Origin of the sequence: Pseudoflavonifractor capillosus, assembly GCF_016899775.1 — a bacterium.
Lineage (GTDB): Bacteria > Bacillota > Clostridia > Oscillospirales > Oscillospiraceae > Lawsonibacter.
In genome coordinates, this window is the sequence record NZ_JACJJE010000058.1 from 1 (window position 1) to 18,670 (window position 18,670).

Annotated in this window: 13 protein-coding genes and 1 riboswitch; of the genes, 6 read left to right on the plus strand and 7 right to left on the minus strand. The window is 61.7% G+C overall.

Annotated features, from left to right (window positions below; translation table 11 throughout):
* A partial coding sequence (locus H6B31_RS14000; protein ID WP_204899066.1) for an S-layer homology domain-containing protein occupies positions 1-3,240 on the plus strand: 3,240 nt, incomplete at its 5' end.
* Between the two features lie 87 nt (positions 3,241-3,327).
* Here the strand turns inward: H6B31_RS14000 and H6B31_RS14005 are convergent.
* The 5 genes from H6B31_RS14005 to H6B31_RS14025 form a co-directional block, all read right to left on the minus strand.
* On the minus strand, positions 3,328-3,855 hold the full coding sequence (locus H6B31_RS14005; protein ID WP_204899067.1) for a hypothetical protein: 528 nt from the start codon (positions 3,853-3,855) through the stop codon (positions 3,328-3,330).
* Positions 3,856-4,619: 764 nt separating this feature from the next.
* Entirely contained in the window at positions 4,620-6,248 is a 1,629-nt protein-coding gene (gene groL, locus H6B31_RS14010) for a chaperonin GroEL (protein ID WP_204899068.1), read from the minus strand.
* Positions 6,249-6,646: 398 nt separating this feature from the next.
* Positions 6,647-6,931 carry a co-chaperone GroES gene (locus tag H6B31_RS14015; protein WP_087289687.1) on the minus strand — a complete coding sequence of 95 codons (285 nt, stop codon included), beginning with the start codon at positions 6,929-6,931 and terminating at the stop codon, positions 6,647-6,649.
* Between the two features lie 189 nt (positions 6,932-7,120).
* The gene (locus H6B31_RS14020; protein ID WP_207752349.1) at positions 7,121-8,098 is read right to left on the minus strand and encodes a diacylglycerol/lipid kinase family protein; all 978 of its coding nucleotides are present in this window, start codon (positions 8,096-8,098) and stop codon (positions 7,121-7,123) included.
* A 2-nt stretch (positions 8,099-8,100) separates the two neighbouring features.
* Positions 8,101-9,219 (minus strand): THUMP domain-containing class I SAM-dependent RNA methyltransferase, encoded by a 1,119-nt coding sequence (locus H6B31_RS14025; RefSeq protein WP_204899069.1) that lies wholly within the window; start codon positions 9,217-9,219, stop codon positions 8,101-8,103.
* Between the two features lie 372 nt (positions 9,220-9,591).
* Here H6B31_RS14025 and H6B31_RS14030 point away from each other — a divergent pair, with 372 nt between their 5' ends.
* The 5 genes from H6B31_RS14030 (at position 9,592) to H6B31_RS14050 (ending at position 15,363) form a co-directional block, all read left to right on the plus strand.
* Positions 9,592-10,020 (plus strand): NfeD family protein, encoded by a 429-nt coding sequence (locus H6B31_RS14030; protein WP_191346375.1) that lies wholly within the window; start codon positions 9,592-9,594, stop codon positions 10,018-10,020.
* 75 nt (positions 10,021-10,095) lie between these two features.
* Positions 10,096-11,073 carry an SPFH domain-containing protein gene (locus tag H6B31_RS14035; protein ID WP_087289690.1) on the plus strand — a complete coding sequence of 326 codons (978 nt, stop codon included), beginning with the start codon at positions 10,096-10,098 and terminating at the stop codon, positions 11,071-11,073.
* A 72-nt stretch (positions 11,074-11,145) separates the two neighbouring features.
* On the plus strand, positions 11,146-12,234 hold the full coding sequence (locus H6B31_RS14040) for a hypothetical protein (RefSeq protein ID WP_204899070.1): 1,089 nt from the start codon (positions 11,146-11,148) through the stop codon (positions 12,232-12,234).
* A gap of 498 nt (positions 12,235-12,732) precedes the next feature.
* A complete protein-coding gene (locus H6B31_RS14045) occupies positions 12,733-14,154 on the plus strand; it encodes a TraB/GumN family protein (protein WP_346014091.1) in 1,422 nt (473 codons plus the stop codon).
* Between the two features lie 147 nt (positions 14,155-14,301).
* Positions 14,302-15,363: a helix-turn-helix domain-containing protein gene (locus H6B31_RS14050; protein ID WP_204899071.1), complete on the plus strand. Its 1,062-nt coding sequence runs from the start codon at positions 14,302-14,304 to the stop codon at positions 15,361-15,363.
* Positions 15,364-15,432: 69 nt separating this feature from the next.
* On the opposite strand, the gene H6B31_RS14055 is transcribed toward H6B31_RS14050, so the two are convergent.
* Both H6B31_RS14055 and H6B31_RS14060 read right to left on the minus strand, forming a co-directional pair.
* Complete coding sequence (locus H6B31_RS14055; protein ID WP_204899072.1) at positions 15,433-16,269, minus strand: formate/nitrite transporter family protein; 837 nt, start codon at positions 16,267-16,269, stop codon at positions 15,433-15,435.
* Between the two features lie 108 nt (positions 16,270-16,377).
* Positions 16,378-18,045: a formate--tetrahydrofolate ligase gene (locus H6B31_RS14060; RefSeq protein ID WP_204899073.1), complete on the minus strand. Its 1,668-nt coding sequence runs from the start codon at positions 18,043-18,045 to the stop codon at positions 16,378-16,380.
* 65 nt (positions 18,046-18,110) lie between these two features.
* Positions 18,111-18,203: riboswitch (ZMP/ZTP riboswitch) on the minus strand.
* Positions 18,204-18,670 lie beyond the last annotated feature (467 nt).

An 18,670-nucleotide genomic window follows, 5' to 3' on the forward strand; every position in this document is an offset into this window, starting at 1 on the left:
AAGCGTGCTCTCAGCCTGGGTCTCACCGCGGCCATGATCTCCGGCCTGATGGTGATGGGCTCCAGCGCCGCGAGCTACGCGGACGTGACTTCTGAGGACAATCAGGAAGCCATCGAGGTTCTCCAGACCGTCGGCATCATGGTCGGCGACGAGAACGGAGACTTCAACCCTGATCAGAACGTCACCCGCAACGAGATGGCCGTTATCATGTCCAACCTGATGGAGTATAACGTGGCCAGCTACAAGGACACCAGCCCCTTCACCGACGTGCCCAGCTGGGCCGAGCCCTACGTGGCCGCCTGCTGGACCAACGGCATCACCGCCGGTTACAGCGACACCATCTACGGCGGCAATGACACCGTAACCACCGCCCAGGCCGCCTTGATGCTGATGAAGGCTCTGGGTTACTTCCAGTACGCCTCCGACTTCGGCAGCGACTGGCAGCTGGCCACCACCCGCCAGGGCAACGCCATCGACCTGTTCGTGGGCGTGGACTCCGGCGTGACCCAGGCCATGACCCGCAACGATGTGGCTCAGCTGGTCCTGAACACCCTGGAGGCCGGCACTGTGGAGGCTTCCACCGACGGCAGCTGGTCCATTGGTGACATCGTCATCAACAACAACGTCACCTACAACTACATCACCAGCAACCAGGCCTATGCCACCGCCATCGACGACGCCCGCTCCACCAGCAACAACTCCGATGCTCAGCGCTCCATCGTTGAGCTTGGCGAGCAACTGTACATGGGCGATCTGAAGCTGGACGGCGACACTCTGGATGACTTCGGCCGTCCCTCCCGCACCTGGAGCTACGAGGGCCGCGACATCGGCACCTATGCCAAGAAGGCTCTGCTGCAGCAGACCTACACCGTCGCAGTAGAGGGCGGCGAGGTCTACACCGACATCGGCGCTACCGCCAGCGACTACGAGCTGACCTACACCGTGGACGGCGTGGAGCTGAGCACTTCTGCTACCGAGGATGAGGCCGCCAAGCTGGAGCGCCGCAACGACCAGGATATGTACAAGACCGGTACCGGTGTACAGACCGAGGTCTATGTGGACAACGACAAGGAAGAGACCTACATCGTGGTCATCAACACCTGGCTGGCTGAGGCCGCTGTTGATTACCGGACCAGCTCCGAGGACATCATCCTGGATGTCTTCGTGGGCGCCACCGATAATGGCCCCAAGACCGTGCCCGATTCCTACACCGTCGAGGTGGAGGACATCCCCGAGATCGAGGACCTGGTGGAGGGCGACCTGGTTCTGGTGCGTATGGCCGACAACGAGATCGTCTCCATCGACACCCCCGACGTGGTGGGCGACGTGGCCATCGACGAGTACGATGCGGACCGCGACAACGCGAACCCCGAGACCGACTACATGCTGAACAGCGTGACTGCGGACGGGACTGAGTATCCCGCCAACGTGAAGACCTTCTGGGAGGCCGAGTTCATCTATGACCACGCCACCGAGGATCTGGACGACGCCACCTATAACCTGTACCTGGACTACTTCGGCAATGTGATCGGCGTGGAGCAGGTGGACGGCGAGGCCCGCTATGTCTTCGTGGTTGGCTATGACGAGAACAGCAGTCACCTGGCCCGGGCCATCGACAGCGCTCTGGTCATCTTCCCCGACGGCACCATCGACACCATCGACGTTCGTGACAACGAACTGACCGATGAGGAGGCTGCTCCTCTGGGCGTTAATGACGGCGACGGCAGCTCCAATGTCAACCGCTGGTACACCTACAGCGTGAACGACAGCGAGGTCTACACTCTGGAGTCCTATGTGGACGATCAGATTGTGTCCACCTGGAACGATATCAGCGGCCGTGAGGACGGCGTGATCGACCGTGATTATTCCACCGTCGGCGATAAGGACGATGCGAGCAAGGCCGCCGTGGGCAACAACGCCAGCGTGTTCATCACCGTGGACGCGGACGACGATGTGACTGATGCCGGCTCCATCGTGGACGTGAACGGCATGGTCACCGGTATTCGCGAGGCCAACATCCAGCTGGAGACCTACAATGACCTGGCCAACTTTGACGATCATGACAACGATGAGATGGTCTTCGTGGTTCCCGATGGCCGTTACATCCAGTACGCCGTTGTGGTGGGTAGCAGCGCCAGCAATGACGACTATGTCTACCTGACCAGCGGCACCCTGAATCACGGCTACAACGGCGGTGACTACTACTGGACCTATGAGGGCATCACCAAGGACGGCGTCGTGGAGTTCCGCTCTTACACCAGCGAGGACCAAAACGACAACCAGCTGGCTGCCCACAACCTGTACAAGATGGACTTCGACGAGGACGGCTATGTGACCCGCAACGGCGCTGAGCTGATGCCCGAGACCGCTTACGAGGATCTGAACACTGCCGGCTATCGCGCCGACGGTTATGGCCTGACCGAGATCGACGAGGTCCAGGAGCTGTTCGCCAACGACCTGACCTTCTACTATGATGTGGACGTCAACAGCCGCTTCATCCACCTGGCCGACGACTGTGTCTTCTATGTGTACGCCAGCGACGACGACGAGTACGTGGAGTACCGCTCCGCCAGCTCCGCTCTGAATGCTCTGGGTGTGAACAGCAACTTCACCGGCACTGTTGCCGCTCTGGTTGACAGCAACGGCTTCGCTGAGGTGCTGATCCTGAAGGACACCTACACTGGAAACGACTCCATCAACGACAACAACGACGATGATGAGATTGTCGGTACCAACGAGGGCTATCGGGTTTCCATGACCAGCCGCGATGAGGGCGTGATCTACGTCAACGACCGCGTTGACTATGGCGACTCCGTGCGGGATATGGCGACTGAGGCCATTTCCGACATCGAGGATATGGGCTACACCGTGTACCAGGGCCCCGTGGCGCAGGCTGACGGCGAGTATGTCATCTATGCTGAGGCTGCTAATGGTTCCGATGTGACTTTCACTACCGCTACCACTTCCTATGAGCTGGTGACTGTTGCCACTGAGATTGAGAACACTGATGTTTCCGGTGCAGATCAGTTCTGGACCAAGGATGGTGACGAGATTGTTGTGACTCTGAGCCGTCCCGAGGGTGTTGTGTTTGACCACGATGACTACAATGCTACTGTAGAGAACGGCACTGCTGTTGTTGTGGTTAGCGATGACAACACCACTATGCAGCTGACCATTACCGTGACTGATGCCAGCGATGACGTTGTCATTGAAGGTGTAACTCCTGTTGAGGGAGACTAATCCACCAAATCCCAGTTACCAATAATTTGGTTGCTGCAAATTTGAAAGGGAACGCCCGAAATTTACGGGCGTTCCCTTTTTATTGACTTACTCCGAACACTGGAGCAGCGCCGCATAGACATATTGGGTGTTTTGGGTGTTATATTGGTAGTTGGCCCGCTCCCCCGGAGAATACCAGCTGACCGAAGTTTCGCCCCAGGTGAGTATGTTTCGGCTGTTTTCGACGCCCTCATAGGCATAGAAGGTGTCGGCATCCCGGAGTAATATAGGCCGGGAAGAGTCCCCGTCGGTGATCCGCCTGCGAAGCGTAATCAGGACCGGCTTGTGGGAAAAGGTGAGGGAATTGGGAGACGCGGAACCGGCGGCTCCGGTGCCGGTATAGGTGCCAAAAACGATTTTGCAGTTGCCCAAGGCGGCAATGGCCGCCGTGTGCCCCGCCACGGTGGACGACAGGGCGTCCAGGGCGGTCTGGCTGGCTTTTTCGCTCACATCCTCCTCCAGGTCCGCCAGCGCCGCGTCCAGCTTGGCGTTGTCGGCATTGAAGTCAGTGCGGAGCACTTGGTCGGTGGAGAGCCATTGGTTCAGCTCGTAATTTGTGGTTTGGTTTGTGGACATAAAAATTCCTCCTCATTTGAATCTGCCGGACAGCGGCGGCAGAGCGGGCGGCCACACGGGGCCGCCCCTACACGGAGAACACTCGTGCGTTGGCGGCGCGTCCGGGAGGCCGCGCCCTGCGGGTCAGCTGCGCCGTGTAGGGGCGCATATCATGCGCCCGGGCGTCCGGTCCTTTCAAATAAGGAGGGATTTCTCCTTTTGTGGGACGTTGGGATACATATATTGGGAATCGGGGCGGAGTGCGCCTGGTGGAGGGCGGGCGGGTCTGGGACCCGCCCCTACAAAAGAGACAAAACCGTCGTAAGGAACGCTCCCAGAACGGGGCTAGTTGTGTAGAGGGGCCCCCTCATCCGTCACGGCTTCGCCGTACCACCTTTCCCTATCCCCTCTGGCCTTCGGCCATCTCCCCTTGATAAGGGGAGTCGGCCCCCAAGGGGAAAGGTTAGACAGGCGGCCCGGTGTGCCGCCCCCACGAACTACAAGGAACTTTCATAAGTTTGCGTAGGGGCCGGACACTGGCCGGCCTGCGGGTCCTGACGGCTGGAGGGTTGCCCTTACGGGGCTCCGGAGGGGACATTCAGCGGAAACAGGGCACCCCCACAGCGTCCTCGCAGCTGTATCTGCACATGAAAAGAGGGACAGGTCTGGGACCTGTCCCTGAAAACGCAGAGGCAAAGCGGAGCTTCGCAGAAAGTTCTTTTGCCTCCTTTCCTTTCAAGAAAAGGAGGCCCCCGGCCGAAGCCGGGGGCTTTTGTTTTTATTGCTTAGTACATGCCGCCCATATCGGGGTTGGCGGGAGCGGCAGGAGCGGGGGGCTGGGGCTTGTCGGCGACCAGGGCCTCGGTGGTCAGCAGGGTGCTGGCGATGGAGGCGGCGTTCTCCAGAGCGGAGCGGGTCACCTTGGTGGGATCCACGATGCCGGAGGGGATCATGTCGCAGTAGACCTCGTTGTAGGCGTCGAAGCCGTAGCCGGTCTTGCCGGACTCACGGATCTTCTCCAGGACCACGGAGCCGTCGATGCCGGCGTTGGCGGCGATCTGCTTCACGGGGGCGGTCAGAGCCCGGGCAATGATCTGCATGCCGGTCTTCTCGTCGCCCTCGGCCTCGGCCATCAGCTTCTCCACAGCGGGGATGGCGTTCAGGTAGGCGGTGCCGCCGCCGGCCACAATGCCCTCTTCCACAGCGGCGCGGGTGGCGTTCAGAGCGTCCTCGATGCGCAGCTTTTTCTCCTTCATCTCCACCTCGGTGGCAGCGCCCACCTTGATGACGGCCACACCGCCGGCCAGCTTGGCCAGACGCTCCTGGAGCTTCTCACGGTCGTAGTCAGAAGTGGTGACCTCAATCTGGCTCTTGATCTGAGCCACGCGGGCCTTGATGTCCTCAGAGCTGCCGGCGCCGTTGACGATGGTGGTGTTCTCCTTGGTGACCTTCACCTGACGGGCCTGACCCAGCTGAGCCAGGGTGGCCTCCTTCAGCTCCAGGCCCACATCGGCGGAGATGACCTGGCCGCCGGTGAGGATGGCGATATCCTGCAGCATCTCCTTGCGGCGGTCGCCGAAGCCGGGGGCCTTGACGCACACCACGTTCAGAGTGCCGCGCAGACGGTTGACGATCAGGGTGGACAGGGCGTCGCCCTCCACGTCCTCAGCGATGATCAGCAGCTTCTTGCCGGCCTGGACCACCTGCTCCAGCAGGGGCAGCAGCTCCTGGATGTTGGAGATCTTCTTATCGGTGATGAGGATGAGGGCGTCGTCCAGATTGGCCTCCATCTTCTCGGTGTCGGTGACCATATAGGGGGTGATGTAGCCCCGGTCGAACTGCATGCCCTCGACCACCTCGGAGTAGGTCTCGGCGGTCTTGGACTCCTCGATGGTGATGACGCCGTCGTGGCCCACTTTCTCCATGGCCTCGGAGATCAGCTGGCCGATGGTCTCGTCGCCGGAGGACACGGCGCCCACGCGGGCGATGTCGGCGGAGCCGTTCACCTTCTGGCTGTTGGCCTTCATGGCCTCGATGGCGGCGGCGGTGGCCTTGGCGATGCCCTTCTTCATGATCATGGGGTTGGCGCCGGCGGCCAGGTTCTTCAGGCCCTCCTTCACAATGGCTTGAGCCAGCAGGGTGGCGGAAGTGGTGCCGTCGCCGGCCACGTCGTTGGTCTTGGTGGAGACCTCTTTCACCAGCTGGGCGCCCATGTTCTCAAAGGGGTCCTCCAGCTCGATCTCCTTGGCGATGGTCACGCCGTCGTTGGTGATGAGGGGAGCACCGAACTTCTTGTCCAGCACCACGTTGCGGCCCTTGGGGCCCAGAGTGATCTTAACGGTGTCGGCCAGCTGGTCCACGCCCTTCTCCAGAGCCTTGCGGGCCTCCTCGCCGTAGCAAATAATCTTAGCCATAACGCATTACCTCCTAAGAATTCAGAATGCAGAATGCAGAATGCAGAATGGCCACTCAACAAAAGCCTCGCATTGTGCGCCCTGCCTGATGTTAATAGAGTTCGCAGTTTGTTTGCTGCCGTAAAACGCATATGCGGAAGGAAAATTCATTCTGCATTCCTGCATTTTTCCTTCTGCATTGCGATTGTGGAGTTTACTCTACAATCGCCAGAATGTCGTTCTGACGGACGATGGTAACCTCCTTACCGTCATTCCCACGAAACAGAGTTTCGTGGGGCCCCTTGGAATTTGATCTGCGGCCGTCGGAAGTGAATTCCGCCGGCCTCCGGCGCTTACCGCGCCGCCCCATCTGCGACGGGGCCCCAAGGTGGACGGCTTACAGATTCATCCTCGCAGCCTTACTCCACAATTGCCAGAATATCATTCTGACGGACAATGGTCACTTCCTCGCCGTCCACCTTCACCTGGGTGCCGGCATATTTGCTGGTGATGACCTTGTCGCCCACCTTCACGGTCATGGTGACCTCCTTGCCGTCCACCATACCGCCGGGGCCGACGGCCAGGACCTCAGCCACTTCGGGCTTCTCCTTGGCGGCGCCGGTGAGGATGATGCCGCCCTTGGTGGTCTCCTCGGCCTCTACCAGCTTGACAACAACGCGGTCTGCGAGGGGTTTGAGTTTCATAACAGGTTCCTCCTTATATGATGATTGGAATAAACAAAGTAAATGAATTTTTAGCACTCTTTCTTTCTAAGTGCTAACCACAGTTCTCATAATACCCTTGTCAAAGAAAAAAATCAACCCCTAATTTCAAAAAAATTGAGATTAGTGGGGAAGAATTTACTCTTTGTTCACAAACAAATGTGGTCAGTGCTAATTCCGACGCTTTTCCGGCTGGTAGGACAGGCCGGCCGGGTAGAAAAAGTTCACCTGCTTTTCAGATAGGCGGACGGTAAAATGGGTGTCCTCCATGACCTCCCCGTCCACCACCACGGTGATGGGCGCTTGAGCGGAGAAGGACACCTCCCGGCCGTGATACGCGTCGATCCACTGGGGGTATTTCCAATAAAGCCCCTTGGCATACTTCCCAACCAGGCGCAGAAAGGTGGGCAGACCCACATCCCCCACCCGCAGCGCATCCAGAATCCCGTCATCCGGCATGGCGTCCCCCACCGGCATGAATCCGCCCCCGTAGTGCCGGCCGTTGCAGATGCACAGCACGGCGGTGGGGGCCTCCTCCCAGCGCTTCGCTCCCATCTCCACCGTCATGGGGCGGGTGATTCCCCGGAGGAACACCTGCTCCGCCAGAGAGAGCAGGTAGGCCCACCGGCCGGAGACGCCCTTCAGCCGCTTGTACCGGTGCACCCCGGCGGCAATGCGGGCGTCCACTCCGGCGCATATCACGTCCAGTCCCAGCTTCCCGTTGCAGTCCATCAGGTCAAAGGCCGTCTGAGGGCCGGCGGCCAGGGCCTCCAGATCGGAAAAGCGCTCCCGGTACTGGGGGCCGAACAGCTTGAGGAAGTCGTTGCCCGTCCCCTTGGGCACGTTGGTCACCGCCAGGAAATCATGGCCCGCCGCCCCGTTCACCACCTCGTTGAGGGTGCCGTCCCCGCCGCAGGCGTAGAGCCGGGCGGGGACGCCCTCCGCGGCGGCCCGCTCCGCGATTTTCCTGGCCTCCCCCGCCTCCCGGGTATAGAAGACCTCGTGGGGAACACTCAGCCGGGAGAGCTGTTCCTCCAGCCGACGGGTGGTCTCCCGCTTCCCGGCGGCGGGGTTGATGATAAAAATGTGGCGGATGACAGACGCCCCCTTTTTCCCATGTCCGGCCGCCGCAGACGGCCGGACATGCATCGTTACAGGTACATAAAGAGATCACACTTGAGCATGCCGTTATAGAGCTTGCGCTTTTTATCTGCTTTCTTTCCAAAGGTACGCTCGAACTCGGTGTGGGAGGAGAGCAGGTACAGCTTCCAGCCCTCGGGGAACTTGCTCCAGGCCCTGCCGAAGGCCCGGTAGAGCTCCTCGGCCTCCTTCCGCTCCATGATCCGCTCGCCGTAGGGGGGATTGGTGACCACCCGGCCGTACAGGCCGCCCCAGTGGAAGGTGCGGGCGTCGTCCACGTCGAAGCGCACCACGTCGTCCACCTCGGCCAGGGCGGCGTTGTGCCGGGCCAGCTCCACCGCCGCCGGGTCCAGGTCCCCGCCCCAAATCTCATAGTTCCCCTGAAACTCCTTGTCCATGGCCTCGTCCGCCGCCTGGAGCCACAGCTTCTTGTCCACACAGGCCCACTTCTGGGCGGAGAAGGTGCGGTTCAGGCCGGGGGCCCGGTTTTTGGCGATGAGGGCGGCCTCGATGGGGATGGTCCCCGACCCGCAGAAGGGGTCGCACAGGGGGTCCCGCCCCCGGTACCGGGACAGGAGCACCATGGCCGCCGCCAGGGTCTCCCGCAGGGGGGCGGCCACCCCCTGGGCCCGGTAGCCCCGCTTGTGGAGCCCCGCCCCGGAGGTGTCCAGCATCAGAACGGCCTCGTCCCCCATAATGGAGAACTGCACCTGGTAGAGGGCTCCGGTCTCCGGCAGGGTGTTCAGGCCGTACTTGGCCCCCAGACGGGCGGCGATGGCCTTCTTGACAATGGACTGGCAGGCGGGCACCGAGTGGAGGGCGGAGTTGAGGCTGTGGCCCTTCACCGGGAACTGCCCCTCCCGGGGGATGAAGCGCTCCCAGGGCAGGGCCCGGGTGCCCTCAAACAGGGCGTCAAAGTCGGCGGCCGGGAAGGAGCCCAGCACCAGCAGCACCCGCTCCCCGGTACGCAGGTTCAAATTCAGACGGGCAAGGTCCAGGGCGGCACCCTGGCAGAACACCCGTCCGTTCTCCGCCCGGACCTGGTCCAGGCCCAGGCGGCGCAGCTCGTCGGCGGTCAGGCCCTCCACCCCGAACAGGGTGGGGACGGAAAAAGTCAGATCTTGAGACATGGGAGAACCTCCTGAAACGCCGGACGAGGGCATCCCGCCGGCGTATGTTTCTGATTCCTCCTCAGTATACTGGAAAATGGGGCCGTTCGCAATTCCCCCGAGAAACTTTGTCCGGGCCCGAAAATAAAAGCGCGGCCCCGTGCGGATGCGTGCGGATGAGCCGGGGGCGCCTCGGAGGTGCAAAACGGCCAAAATCTTAAAAAAACCTTACAAAACCGCTGTGGAAAAAACACGAATCTTGTGGTATTATAATGGTGCAGCCAGCAAAATAGGACGTGTGGCCGAGACTGGAGCTCCGAAGCGGACCTGGACGGCTGGAGGCAGAGCAAATTAGCCCCTTCCAACGCAAAACTATGAAGAAAGGAGCCGCATATGCAACCTATATTTTGGCTGGCCGCCCTGATCCTGTTCGGCGTCGGGGAAGCCGTGACGGTGGGCCTCACCTCCATCTGGTTTGCCCTGGGCTCTCTGGGCGCCCTGATCGTCAGCAGCCTGGGCTTTGGATTCTGGCCGCAGTTCATCACCTTTGTGGTCCTGTCCGCCATCTCCATGGCCCTCCTCCGGCCCATCGCCCGCAAACTGCTCAAGCCCAACTACTCCGCCACCAACGCGGACCGGGTGCTGGGGACCACCGGACTGGTTACCGAGGAGATCAACAACATCGCCGGCAAGGGCCTGGTCAATCTCTCCGGGCAGGTGTGGAGCGCCCGCAGCAGCCAGGCCGACGGCGTGATCCCTGCCGGTCAAGAGGTCCGGGTCCTGAAAATCCAAGGCGTCAAAGTCATTGTCGAACCTGTGTGAGGCAAAGGCTGAAACCTCCAAATGCGTCAAAATCCACAGTATTCTAAAATATTATCAAAGTAAGGAGCGGAGATCATGTTAGACAATATTGTTGCCTTTATTGTCCCCGTCGTTGTGATTGTCCTTGTGCTGGCCGTGCTGGCCGCCAACATCCGCGTAGTCCAGCAGTCCCGGGCCTTCGTCATTGAGCGGCTGGGCGCATTCCAGACCGTGTGGGGCGTTGGCCTCCACTTCAAGATCCCCTTCATTGAGCGGGTGGCCAAGAACGTGTCCCTGAAGGAGCAGGTGGTGGATTTCCCGCCCCAGCCCGTCATTACCAAGGATAACGTGACCATGCAGATCGACACCGTCATCTACTTCCAGATCACTGACCCCCGCCTGTACACCTACGGCGTGGAGAACCCCATGGGGGCCATTGAGAACCTCACCGCCACCACCCTGCGGAACATCATCGGCGACCTGGAGCTGGACCAGTCCCTCACCAGCCGTGACCACATCAACACCCAGATGCGGGCCATCCTGGATGAGGCCACCGACAGCTGGGGCATCAAGGTCAACCGGGTGGAGCTGAAGAACATCATGCCTCCCCGGGACATTCAGGAGTCCATGGAGAAGCAGATGCGGGCCGAGCGGGAGCGCCGCGAGGCCATCCTCCAGGCCGAGGGCCAGAAGCAGTCCCAGATCCTGGTGGCCGAGGGCGAGAAGCAGTCCGCCATCCTGCGGGCCGACGCCGAGAAGCAGGCAGCCATTCTCCAGGCCGAGGGCGCCAAGCAGGCCAAAATCCTGGAGGCCGAGGCTCAGGCTGAGGCCATCATGAAGGTGCAGCAGGCCACCGCCGACGCCATCAAGCTCATCAACGAGGCCAACCCCGGCGACGGCGTCCTGAAGATCAAGGCCCTGGAGGCCTTCACCGCCGCCGCCAACGGCAAGGCCACCAAAATCATTGTCCCCAGCGAGATTCAGGGCCTGGCCGGTCTGGCCGCCGCGGCCAAGACGGTGTTTGACACCGAGGACCCCAAGGCCACCATCACCAAAACCGTCCCCAAGCAGTAACTTCCTGGCAGAAGCAAGGGCCGCCCCAGCAGAGGCGGCCCTTTTTCAACCCCTGATAGGAGAGTGAACCACATGAAGAAATGGTGCTTTCTGCTGGCCGCGCTCCTTCTGCTTCCCCTGAGCGCCTGCGGCGGCATTGAGGATGAATCTTACCTCCGGGGCCGGGTGGCGGAGGTCCAGCGGGATTCCGATGGGTCCCCCTCCGCCCTGATTCTGGACACCGGGGATGGGGAGCGTGAGGGCGTGTTTTGGGACGAGTACACCCGTGTGGCAGTCTCCCAGGCGGTGGAGGAGGTCCTCGCCGGAGAGAGCTTCCAGGTCCTGATCCCTCTGGGCACTGAGTTGACCGTGGATCTCCGCCCGGATGCGGAAGGAAAACCTCTTACCGCCCAGGACGGCACGGAGTTGCCTGATGCCGGCACGGCGGATTTTCTGACGGTGGAGGAGATCCAGTCCCAAGAGTCCCTCACCCTCTCCGACGGAACAGAGGCGGAGATCTGGGTGGACTTCTGGGGGGACCGGTTCTACCGCCTGTCCGACGGGACGGAGCTGCTCCGGGAGTTTCCCCAAGAGACGGATTTTTCGGGTTATTATGTGGAGAGGGACACCTCGCGTACGGAGCTGCCCTCCGCCCTGCTGGATGGGATCACCGCCTATTACCAGGAGCGGGGCGCACTCTATGACATCCAGGAGGTGGTGGAGCGGGCCTATCAGGCCTACCGGCAGTCGGAGGACCCGGAGGAGTTTTCCTACTTCCTGGTGGGACAGCGGGTGGAATGGACCGCCACCGCCCCCGGAGTGTACTACTTCCGTACCACCGTGACCCTTCCGGTCCGGGAGCAGGAGATCACGGAGTACCAGTTTACCGACGCCTTTGACAAGGAGACCGGTGAGCACATTCCCAACCAGGACCTGTTCACGGTGGGACAGGCGGAGGCCATCGCAGCCATCGTGGCCGGGACTCAGGCCATCGGGCAGAAGGCCCAGGCTATGGAGGAATATTTTCAGTGGCCCTATCTGTCCTTTGAACCGGATGAGCTGGTGGTGTGTTATCCGGCGGGAGCTCTGCCCGGACAGGAGCCCACCAGTATCTGGGGGGTGGACTACAGCGGACTGGTGGACGTGCTGCACCCCTGGGCGGTGCCCGAGGCGCCGGAATAGTGAAACAAGGACACAGCAAGCCGCCCCCGCCGGAGCTTACGTCCGGCGGGGGCGGCTTCAGCGGGGCGGAAAAGCCCCTTGAAATTCCACAGACAATGGGGTAAAATTGGCATGGAAACATAAACTGCGGCAGGCCGCAGGGTGCTGGCACACCCCGCGGCCCTGTACGAGTGACGGTACCACTCAGCACAGCAATCCAAGGATTGCACCACAGGCCTATTATACCCATCTTTCCTTTCCATTGCAAGGCGGAGGATGGGTGCGTCCGCATGGAGAAATGCAAGGCGGTGTTGAGGGAGAGCTCGGCACCGCTTTTTATGTTTCCGGCGGGTCACCCGGGGCGGGGAGCGCTCCCCGCCCTCTGGGGCCGCCCGTCGGAATACCTACAAGGGTCCAGGAATTTTTAAGGAAATCTTTATTTGACTTTCCACTGCCCACTGCTACAATGGAAGTATCGTTCCAGAAAAATTCTGGAGACCCGGAGAAAGGAAGATGCATGTGAAAAAGAAACTCATCAGTCTGCTGCTGGCCCTGGGTATGCTGGGCGGCACCCAGACCGCCCTGGCGGCAGAGCCCGCCGCCCAGGAGGCGGCCCCCCTGCCCGCCTGGTCCTACGGCATGCTGGCCGACGGCTACTCCCTGGGGCTGTTTGGAGACGAGATCTACACCCAGCACAGCCAGACCGTGACCACGGAGCAGCTGGATACCATGACTAAGGTGGTGGCCGACAAGCTGGCCCTGCTGGAGATGGAGACCCGCCCTGCCGCTGAGGAGGGCTTGGTCATTGACACCACCCGGGGCGGCGTGGTCAACGCCCTGTACCAGGAGGCGGCCGCCTACGCCTTCCCCGGCATCGAGGCGGGGGCGGAAGAGTTTATGACCTCGGTGGGCGCCCTGGCCGGCGACGGCTCCAGCCTGCGCCTGGAGGAGCCCTGCACCCTGCTGGAGGCCGCCGCCATGGCCGACAGCCTGATTCTCAACCTGTACGACCAGCAGAACGCCGGTTCCCTGGGCCTGCTGTGGAAGGCGGACAACGGGGAGGGCAACACCCTGTACCTGCTGGGGAGTATCCACACCGACGTGAACAACACCTACCCCTTCCACAAGCAGCTGCGGGACATCATCCTGAACGCGGACCAGGTGTCCTTTGAGCTGGACTTCAACGACCAGGCCCAGATCGCCGAGTTCGCCGCCATGCAGGTGTACTCCGACGGCACCACTCTGGCCGACCATGTCTCCCCGGAGCTGTACCAGGCCACGGTGAAGGTGGCCGCCCAGCTGGGAATGGACGAGCAGACCATCGCCCAGTACAAGGCCTGGGCCCTGGCCACCTCCTTCCAGTCCCTGGCCACTTTGGACGAGACCACCAGCTCCAACGCCATGGCGGTGGACCTGTACGTCAACGCCAAGGCAGCCAACGCGGGCATTCCCATCGACGCGGTGGAGACCTACGCCTTCCAGGGCGGCATCTTCGATAACCTGTCCCCCGAGTACCAGGAGACCTATCTGGCCAGCGGCCTGCTGATGGCCGTGGACGTGAACACCATGGACCAGGAGACCCGGGACGCCCTGGTGGCCGTCCTGGGCGAGGAGGCCCTGGAGCCCGCCACCCAGGAGGCCATCCAGGCCCAGGTCGACCAGATCAGCGCCATGATGGAGACCTGGAAGAACCGGGACGTGGCCGGCTTTGAGAAGATCTATAACAAAGAGGCCATTCTGGAGAGCGACGACGAGCTCAACAGCAAGCTCTTCACCGACCGGGACCCCGGCATGATCCAGTACGCCGCCGACTACCTGAGCCAGGAGGGCTCCCACACCGGACTGATGGTGGTGGGTGCCGGACACATGGTGGGCGACACCGGCATCGTCCAGGGCCTCATCGACCAGGGCTATACCGTGGAAGTCGTCCCCACCCCCTGAGATTCCCCATACATTCCAATTCCCGGCCATCTGGCCGGGAATTTTTTAACTTCTGGTTAATGTCCGGTTCAGTTTTCCTTCCCACTGCTCCGTTGTGCATTGGTGCAAACTCTGGTAGGATAGGGGCAGAGAGAAGGAGGGAGCGCCATGAAGCTCAACGAGGTGATCCGTACCCGGCGGCAGGCCCTGGGCCTGACCCAGGAGCAGCTGGCCCAGAAGCTGGGGGTGTCCGCTCCGGCGGTAAACAAGTGGGAACGGAATCTGAACTACCCGGACATCACCCTGCTGCCCGCCCTGGCCCGGACCCTGGGGGTGGACCTGAACACCCTGCTGTCCTTTCAGGAGGACCTGACCGACCAGGAGATCGGGCTGTTTTTAAACCAGCTGTACGAGACCAGTCAGGAGGCGGGCTGCGGGGCCGCCTTCCAGCTGGCCCGGGACAAGCTGCGGGAGTACCCCAACAGCGACAAGCTGGCCTACAACGCAGCGGGGATGCTGGCGGGCGTCCTGGCCCTCCAGCCGGAGGACGGCGGCCCGGAGCGGCAGGCACTGGATGCGGAGGTCACCGCCCTGTATGAGCAGTGCGTCCGCAGCGCCGACCCCCAGGTGCGGGAGTGGTCCACCTACGCCCTGGCCTCCCGCTGTGTGAAGACCGGGGAGCTGGACCGGGCGGAGGAGCTGCTGGGTCAGCTGTCCGACACCCACCGGGAGAAACAGGAGCTCAGGGCCCGCCTGCGCTGGGCCCAGGGGCGGCGGGAGGAGGCCTGGGTGCTGGTGGAGCAGGAGCTGTTTAACCAGGCCCTCACCATCCAGTCCACTCTAATGTCGATGCTGGACTGGGCGCTGAAGGAGGAGGATCGGGAGTGGGCCCAGGTTCTGGCGGACACTGCTGTTCGGGCCGGAGAGGTCTTTGATCTGTCCGACTACGCGGTACTCTCCACCCCCTTCCAGATGGCGGCGGCGGACCAGGACGGGCCAAAAGCTTTGGCGCTGCTGGACCGGCTCCTCCACAGCCTGACGGTGCCCTGGGACCTGGCCGCCTCCCCCCTCTACCCCCACCTGCCCACCAAGGACGCGGTGGGTGAGGATCAGCGCGCCCTGATCCCGCCCATCCTGGACAGCATGGAGCGGGACCCGGAGTGCGTCTTTCTCCGGGAGACTCCGGGCTATGGGGCTCTGGTCCGGCGGTACCGAGACGAGGTCATCTGACTTTCAGACAAAAAGCCGTGGGAGACGCCTTTCCATGCGTTCCCACGGCTTTTATTGATTCGGGTTTGTTCAGCGGGCGGCGGTTTTCTTCTCCGCCTGGGTATGGCAGTACCACAGGAGCAGACCCACACCCAGACCCCCCGCCAGATTGCCCAGGGTGACCGGGATCAGGTTGGCAGCCGCTCCCGCCAGGGTGAGGGAGGACAGGTCCACCCCCGCCTCCACCGCCAGGGCCGCGTACTCCGGCACAGCGGCGGCCATCAGGGCGGCCCCAATGTAGTAGAGGTTGGCGATGCAGTGCTCAAAGCCGCACAGCACAAAGAAGCACACCGGCAGATAGGCCCCCAGCAGCCGCCCGGCGGTGTCCTTGGCGGAGTTGGCGGCCAGCACCCCCAGACACACCAGGAAGTTGCATAGAATCCCCAGGCCGAAGGCGTTTCCAAAGGACATGGCGCACTTGGCGGCCCCCACCCGGATGGTGTACACCGCCAGAGCCCCGGCGGAGTAGTCCAGCTGGCCGCAGAACACGCACAGGGCCGCCACCAGTCCGGCCCCCAGGATGTTGCCCAGGTAGGACAGCGCCCAATTTCGCAGCAGCTGCCCCACCGTCCCGCCTCCGTCCAGCAGGGTGATGGGCAGCATGCAGTTGCCGGTGAACAGCTCCGCTCCGGTGACCACCACCAGCCCCAGGCCGAAGGGAAACAGCAGGGCGCAGACCGTCCGGAGGGTCCAGGTGTCCGCAATGCCGTAGGCGGCGATGTTGGTGGCGGCACCGGCCACCGCGATGATGGCTCCCGCCAGAATGCCCAGCAGCAGGAGGCTGGCTGTCGGGCGGTTCAGCTTTCCCCGGCCCGCCGCGCTGTAGGCGGCGATCATTTCCCCGGGGGTGAGATAGAGACGCTCCATATTTGTTTCCCTGTTTGAGACAGGGTACACTCCTTTCCCATCGGATTTTGCGTAAAAGAGGAGGCAGGGAACTGGTTCCCCGCCTCCGTTCTGTCTTCAGAAAGGGGATCAAAACAGGCCGGTGATCTTCCCGTTCTCATCCACGTCGATCTTCTCCGCGGCCGGGACCTTGGGCAGGCCGGGCATGGTCATGATGTCGCCGGTGAGGGCCACCAGGAAGCCCGCCCCCGCGGACACCTTCACATTCCGGACAGTGACCGTGAAGCCCTGGGGCGCGCCCAGCAGGCTGGGGTCGTCAGAGAAGGAGTACTGGGTCTTGGCCATGCAGATGGGCAGGTCCCCAAAGCCCAGGTCGGTGAGCTGCTTCACCTGCTTTTTGGCGGCGGGGGTGAGGACCACCCCGTCCCCGTGGTAGATCTTCTTCACGATTGCCTCCAGCTTCTCCTCAATGGGGAGCTGGGTATCGTAGGCGTACTGGAAGTGGTTCTCCTCCTCACACAGGCGGACCACCTCTTCGGCCAGGGCCTTGCCGCCCTCGCCGCCCTTGGCCCACACCTCACTGAGGGCCGCATTGACCCCCAGCTCCCGGCACTTGGCCTCCACCAGGTCCAGCTCGGCCTTGGTGTCGGTGGGGAAGGCGTTGATTGCCACCACACAGGGCAGGCCGTACACGTTTTTGATGTTGCTCACATGCTGGAGCAGGTTGGGCAGCCCCTTCTCCAGGGCCTCCAGATTCTCCTGGTTCAGTTCCGCCTTGGGCACGCCGCCGTGGTACTTCAGGGCGCGCACCGTGGCCACTACCACCACCGCTGCGGGAGTCAGGCCGGCCATGCGGCACTTGATGTCCAAAAACTTCTCCGCCCCCAGGTCGGCGGCAAAGCCCGCCTCGGTGACCACATAGTCCCCCAGCTTCAGAGCCATACGGGTGGCCATGATGGAGTTGCAGCCGTGGGCGATGTTGGCGAAGGGGCCGCCGTGAATAAAGGCGGGGGTTCCCTCCAGGGTCTGGACCAGGTTAGGTTTCAGGGCGTCTTTCAGCAGGGCGGTCATGGCCCCCTCCGCCTTCAGGTCGTGGGCGGTCACCGGCTTGCCGTCGTAGGTGTAGGCCACGATGATGCTGCCCAGCTTCTGCTTCAGGTCCATCAGGCTGGTGGCCAGGCACAGCACCGCCATGATCTCGCTGGCCACAGTGATGTCAAAGCCGTCCTCCCGGGGCACGCCCTGCATTCGGCCGCCCAGGCCGTCCACAATGTGGCGCAGCTGCCGGTCGTTCATGTCCACCACCCGCTTCCAGGTGATCTGCTTGACGTCGATGCCCAGGGCGTTACCCTGCTGAATATGGTTGTCCAGCATGGCGGCCAGCAGGTTGTTGGCCGCGCCGATGGCGTGAAAGTCGCCGGTGAAGTGCAGGTTGATATCCTCCATGGGGACCACCTGGGCGTATCCGCCGCCGGCGGCTCCCCCCTTGATACCGAACACCGGGCCCAGAGAGGGCTCCCGCAGGGCGGCGATGGACTTCTTGCCAATCTTGCGCAGGCCGTCGGCCAGACCCACAGACGTGGTAGTCTTGCCCTCACCGGCGGGGGTGGGAGTGATGGCGGTCACCAGAATCAGCTTGCCGTCCTCCGCCTGTACCTCATTCAACAACTTGTAGTCCACCTTGGCCTTGTACCGGCCGTAGCACTCCAGGTACTCCTCTGGAACGCCTGCCGTCTCTGCGATCTCCTGAATGGGCTTCGTTTGGGTGCTCTGCGCGATTTCGATGTCAGTCATCATGTCCAAATTCCTCCTTCGTCACATAAAGCGGTGGCCCCTGCATAAAAAAAGGGCGCACCCTTGGTTTGGTGCGCCCAGACGGTCGGCATTGAGGCGGCTTCGGCGCCCGCTATACTTCATGTGGTTTCCATCCACTTCCGTCAGTCGTATAGCTTCTGTTCCCTGCCGGGAAAGTATTTGTAGTGTATCACAGCTTTTTTCACCCGTCAAGTGGCAGTTTAGCCCCTTCTCTGGAGACAGAATTTTGACATCAGATTTGCAGATGATCGTTGAGCGTTATTGTCTTGGTCTACCAAATGTCTACCAGGTCTACCGCCGGGAAGCCTTGTGCACCAAGGGTTTCCGGCGGTTTCTTTTTGCTGTTTTTGGGAGGCGGTCTACCAAAGGTCTACCAAGGCGATTTTTTGAGAGAGAAACCCGCGGGTTTCTCCCTCTTTTTTGCGTTTTGAGCACGTTTTGGAGCATGCAAGGGGCGTTATGCTGTCATAGTTGGGTAAAAGTCCCTTTTTCTTCTAGTTTAAGGGAGTTTCTTCCTTGTTTTGGCAGAGAACTTTCCTTCGCACCTGAATTTAAAAGGAGGAATTCCAATGAGAAACCTGAAGCGTGCTCTCAGCCTGGGTCTCAC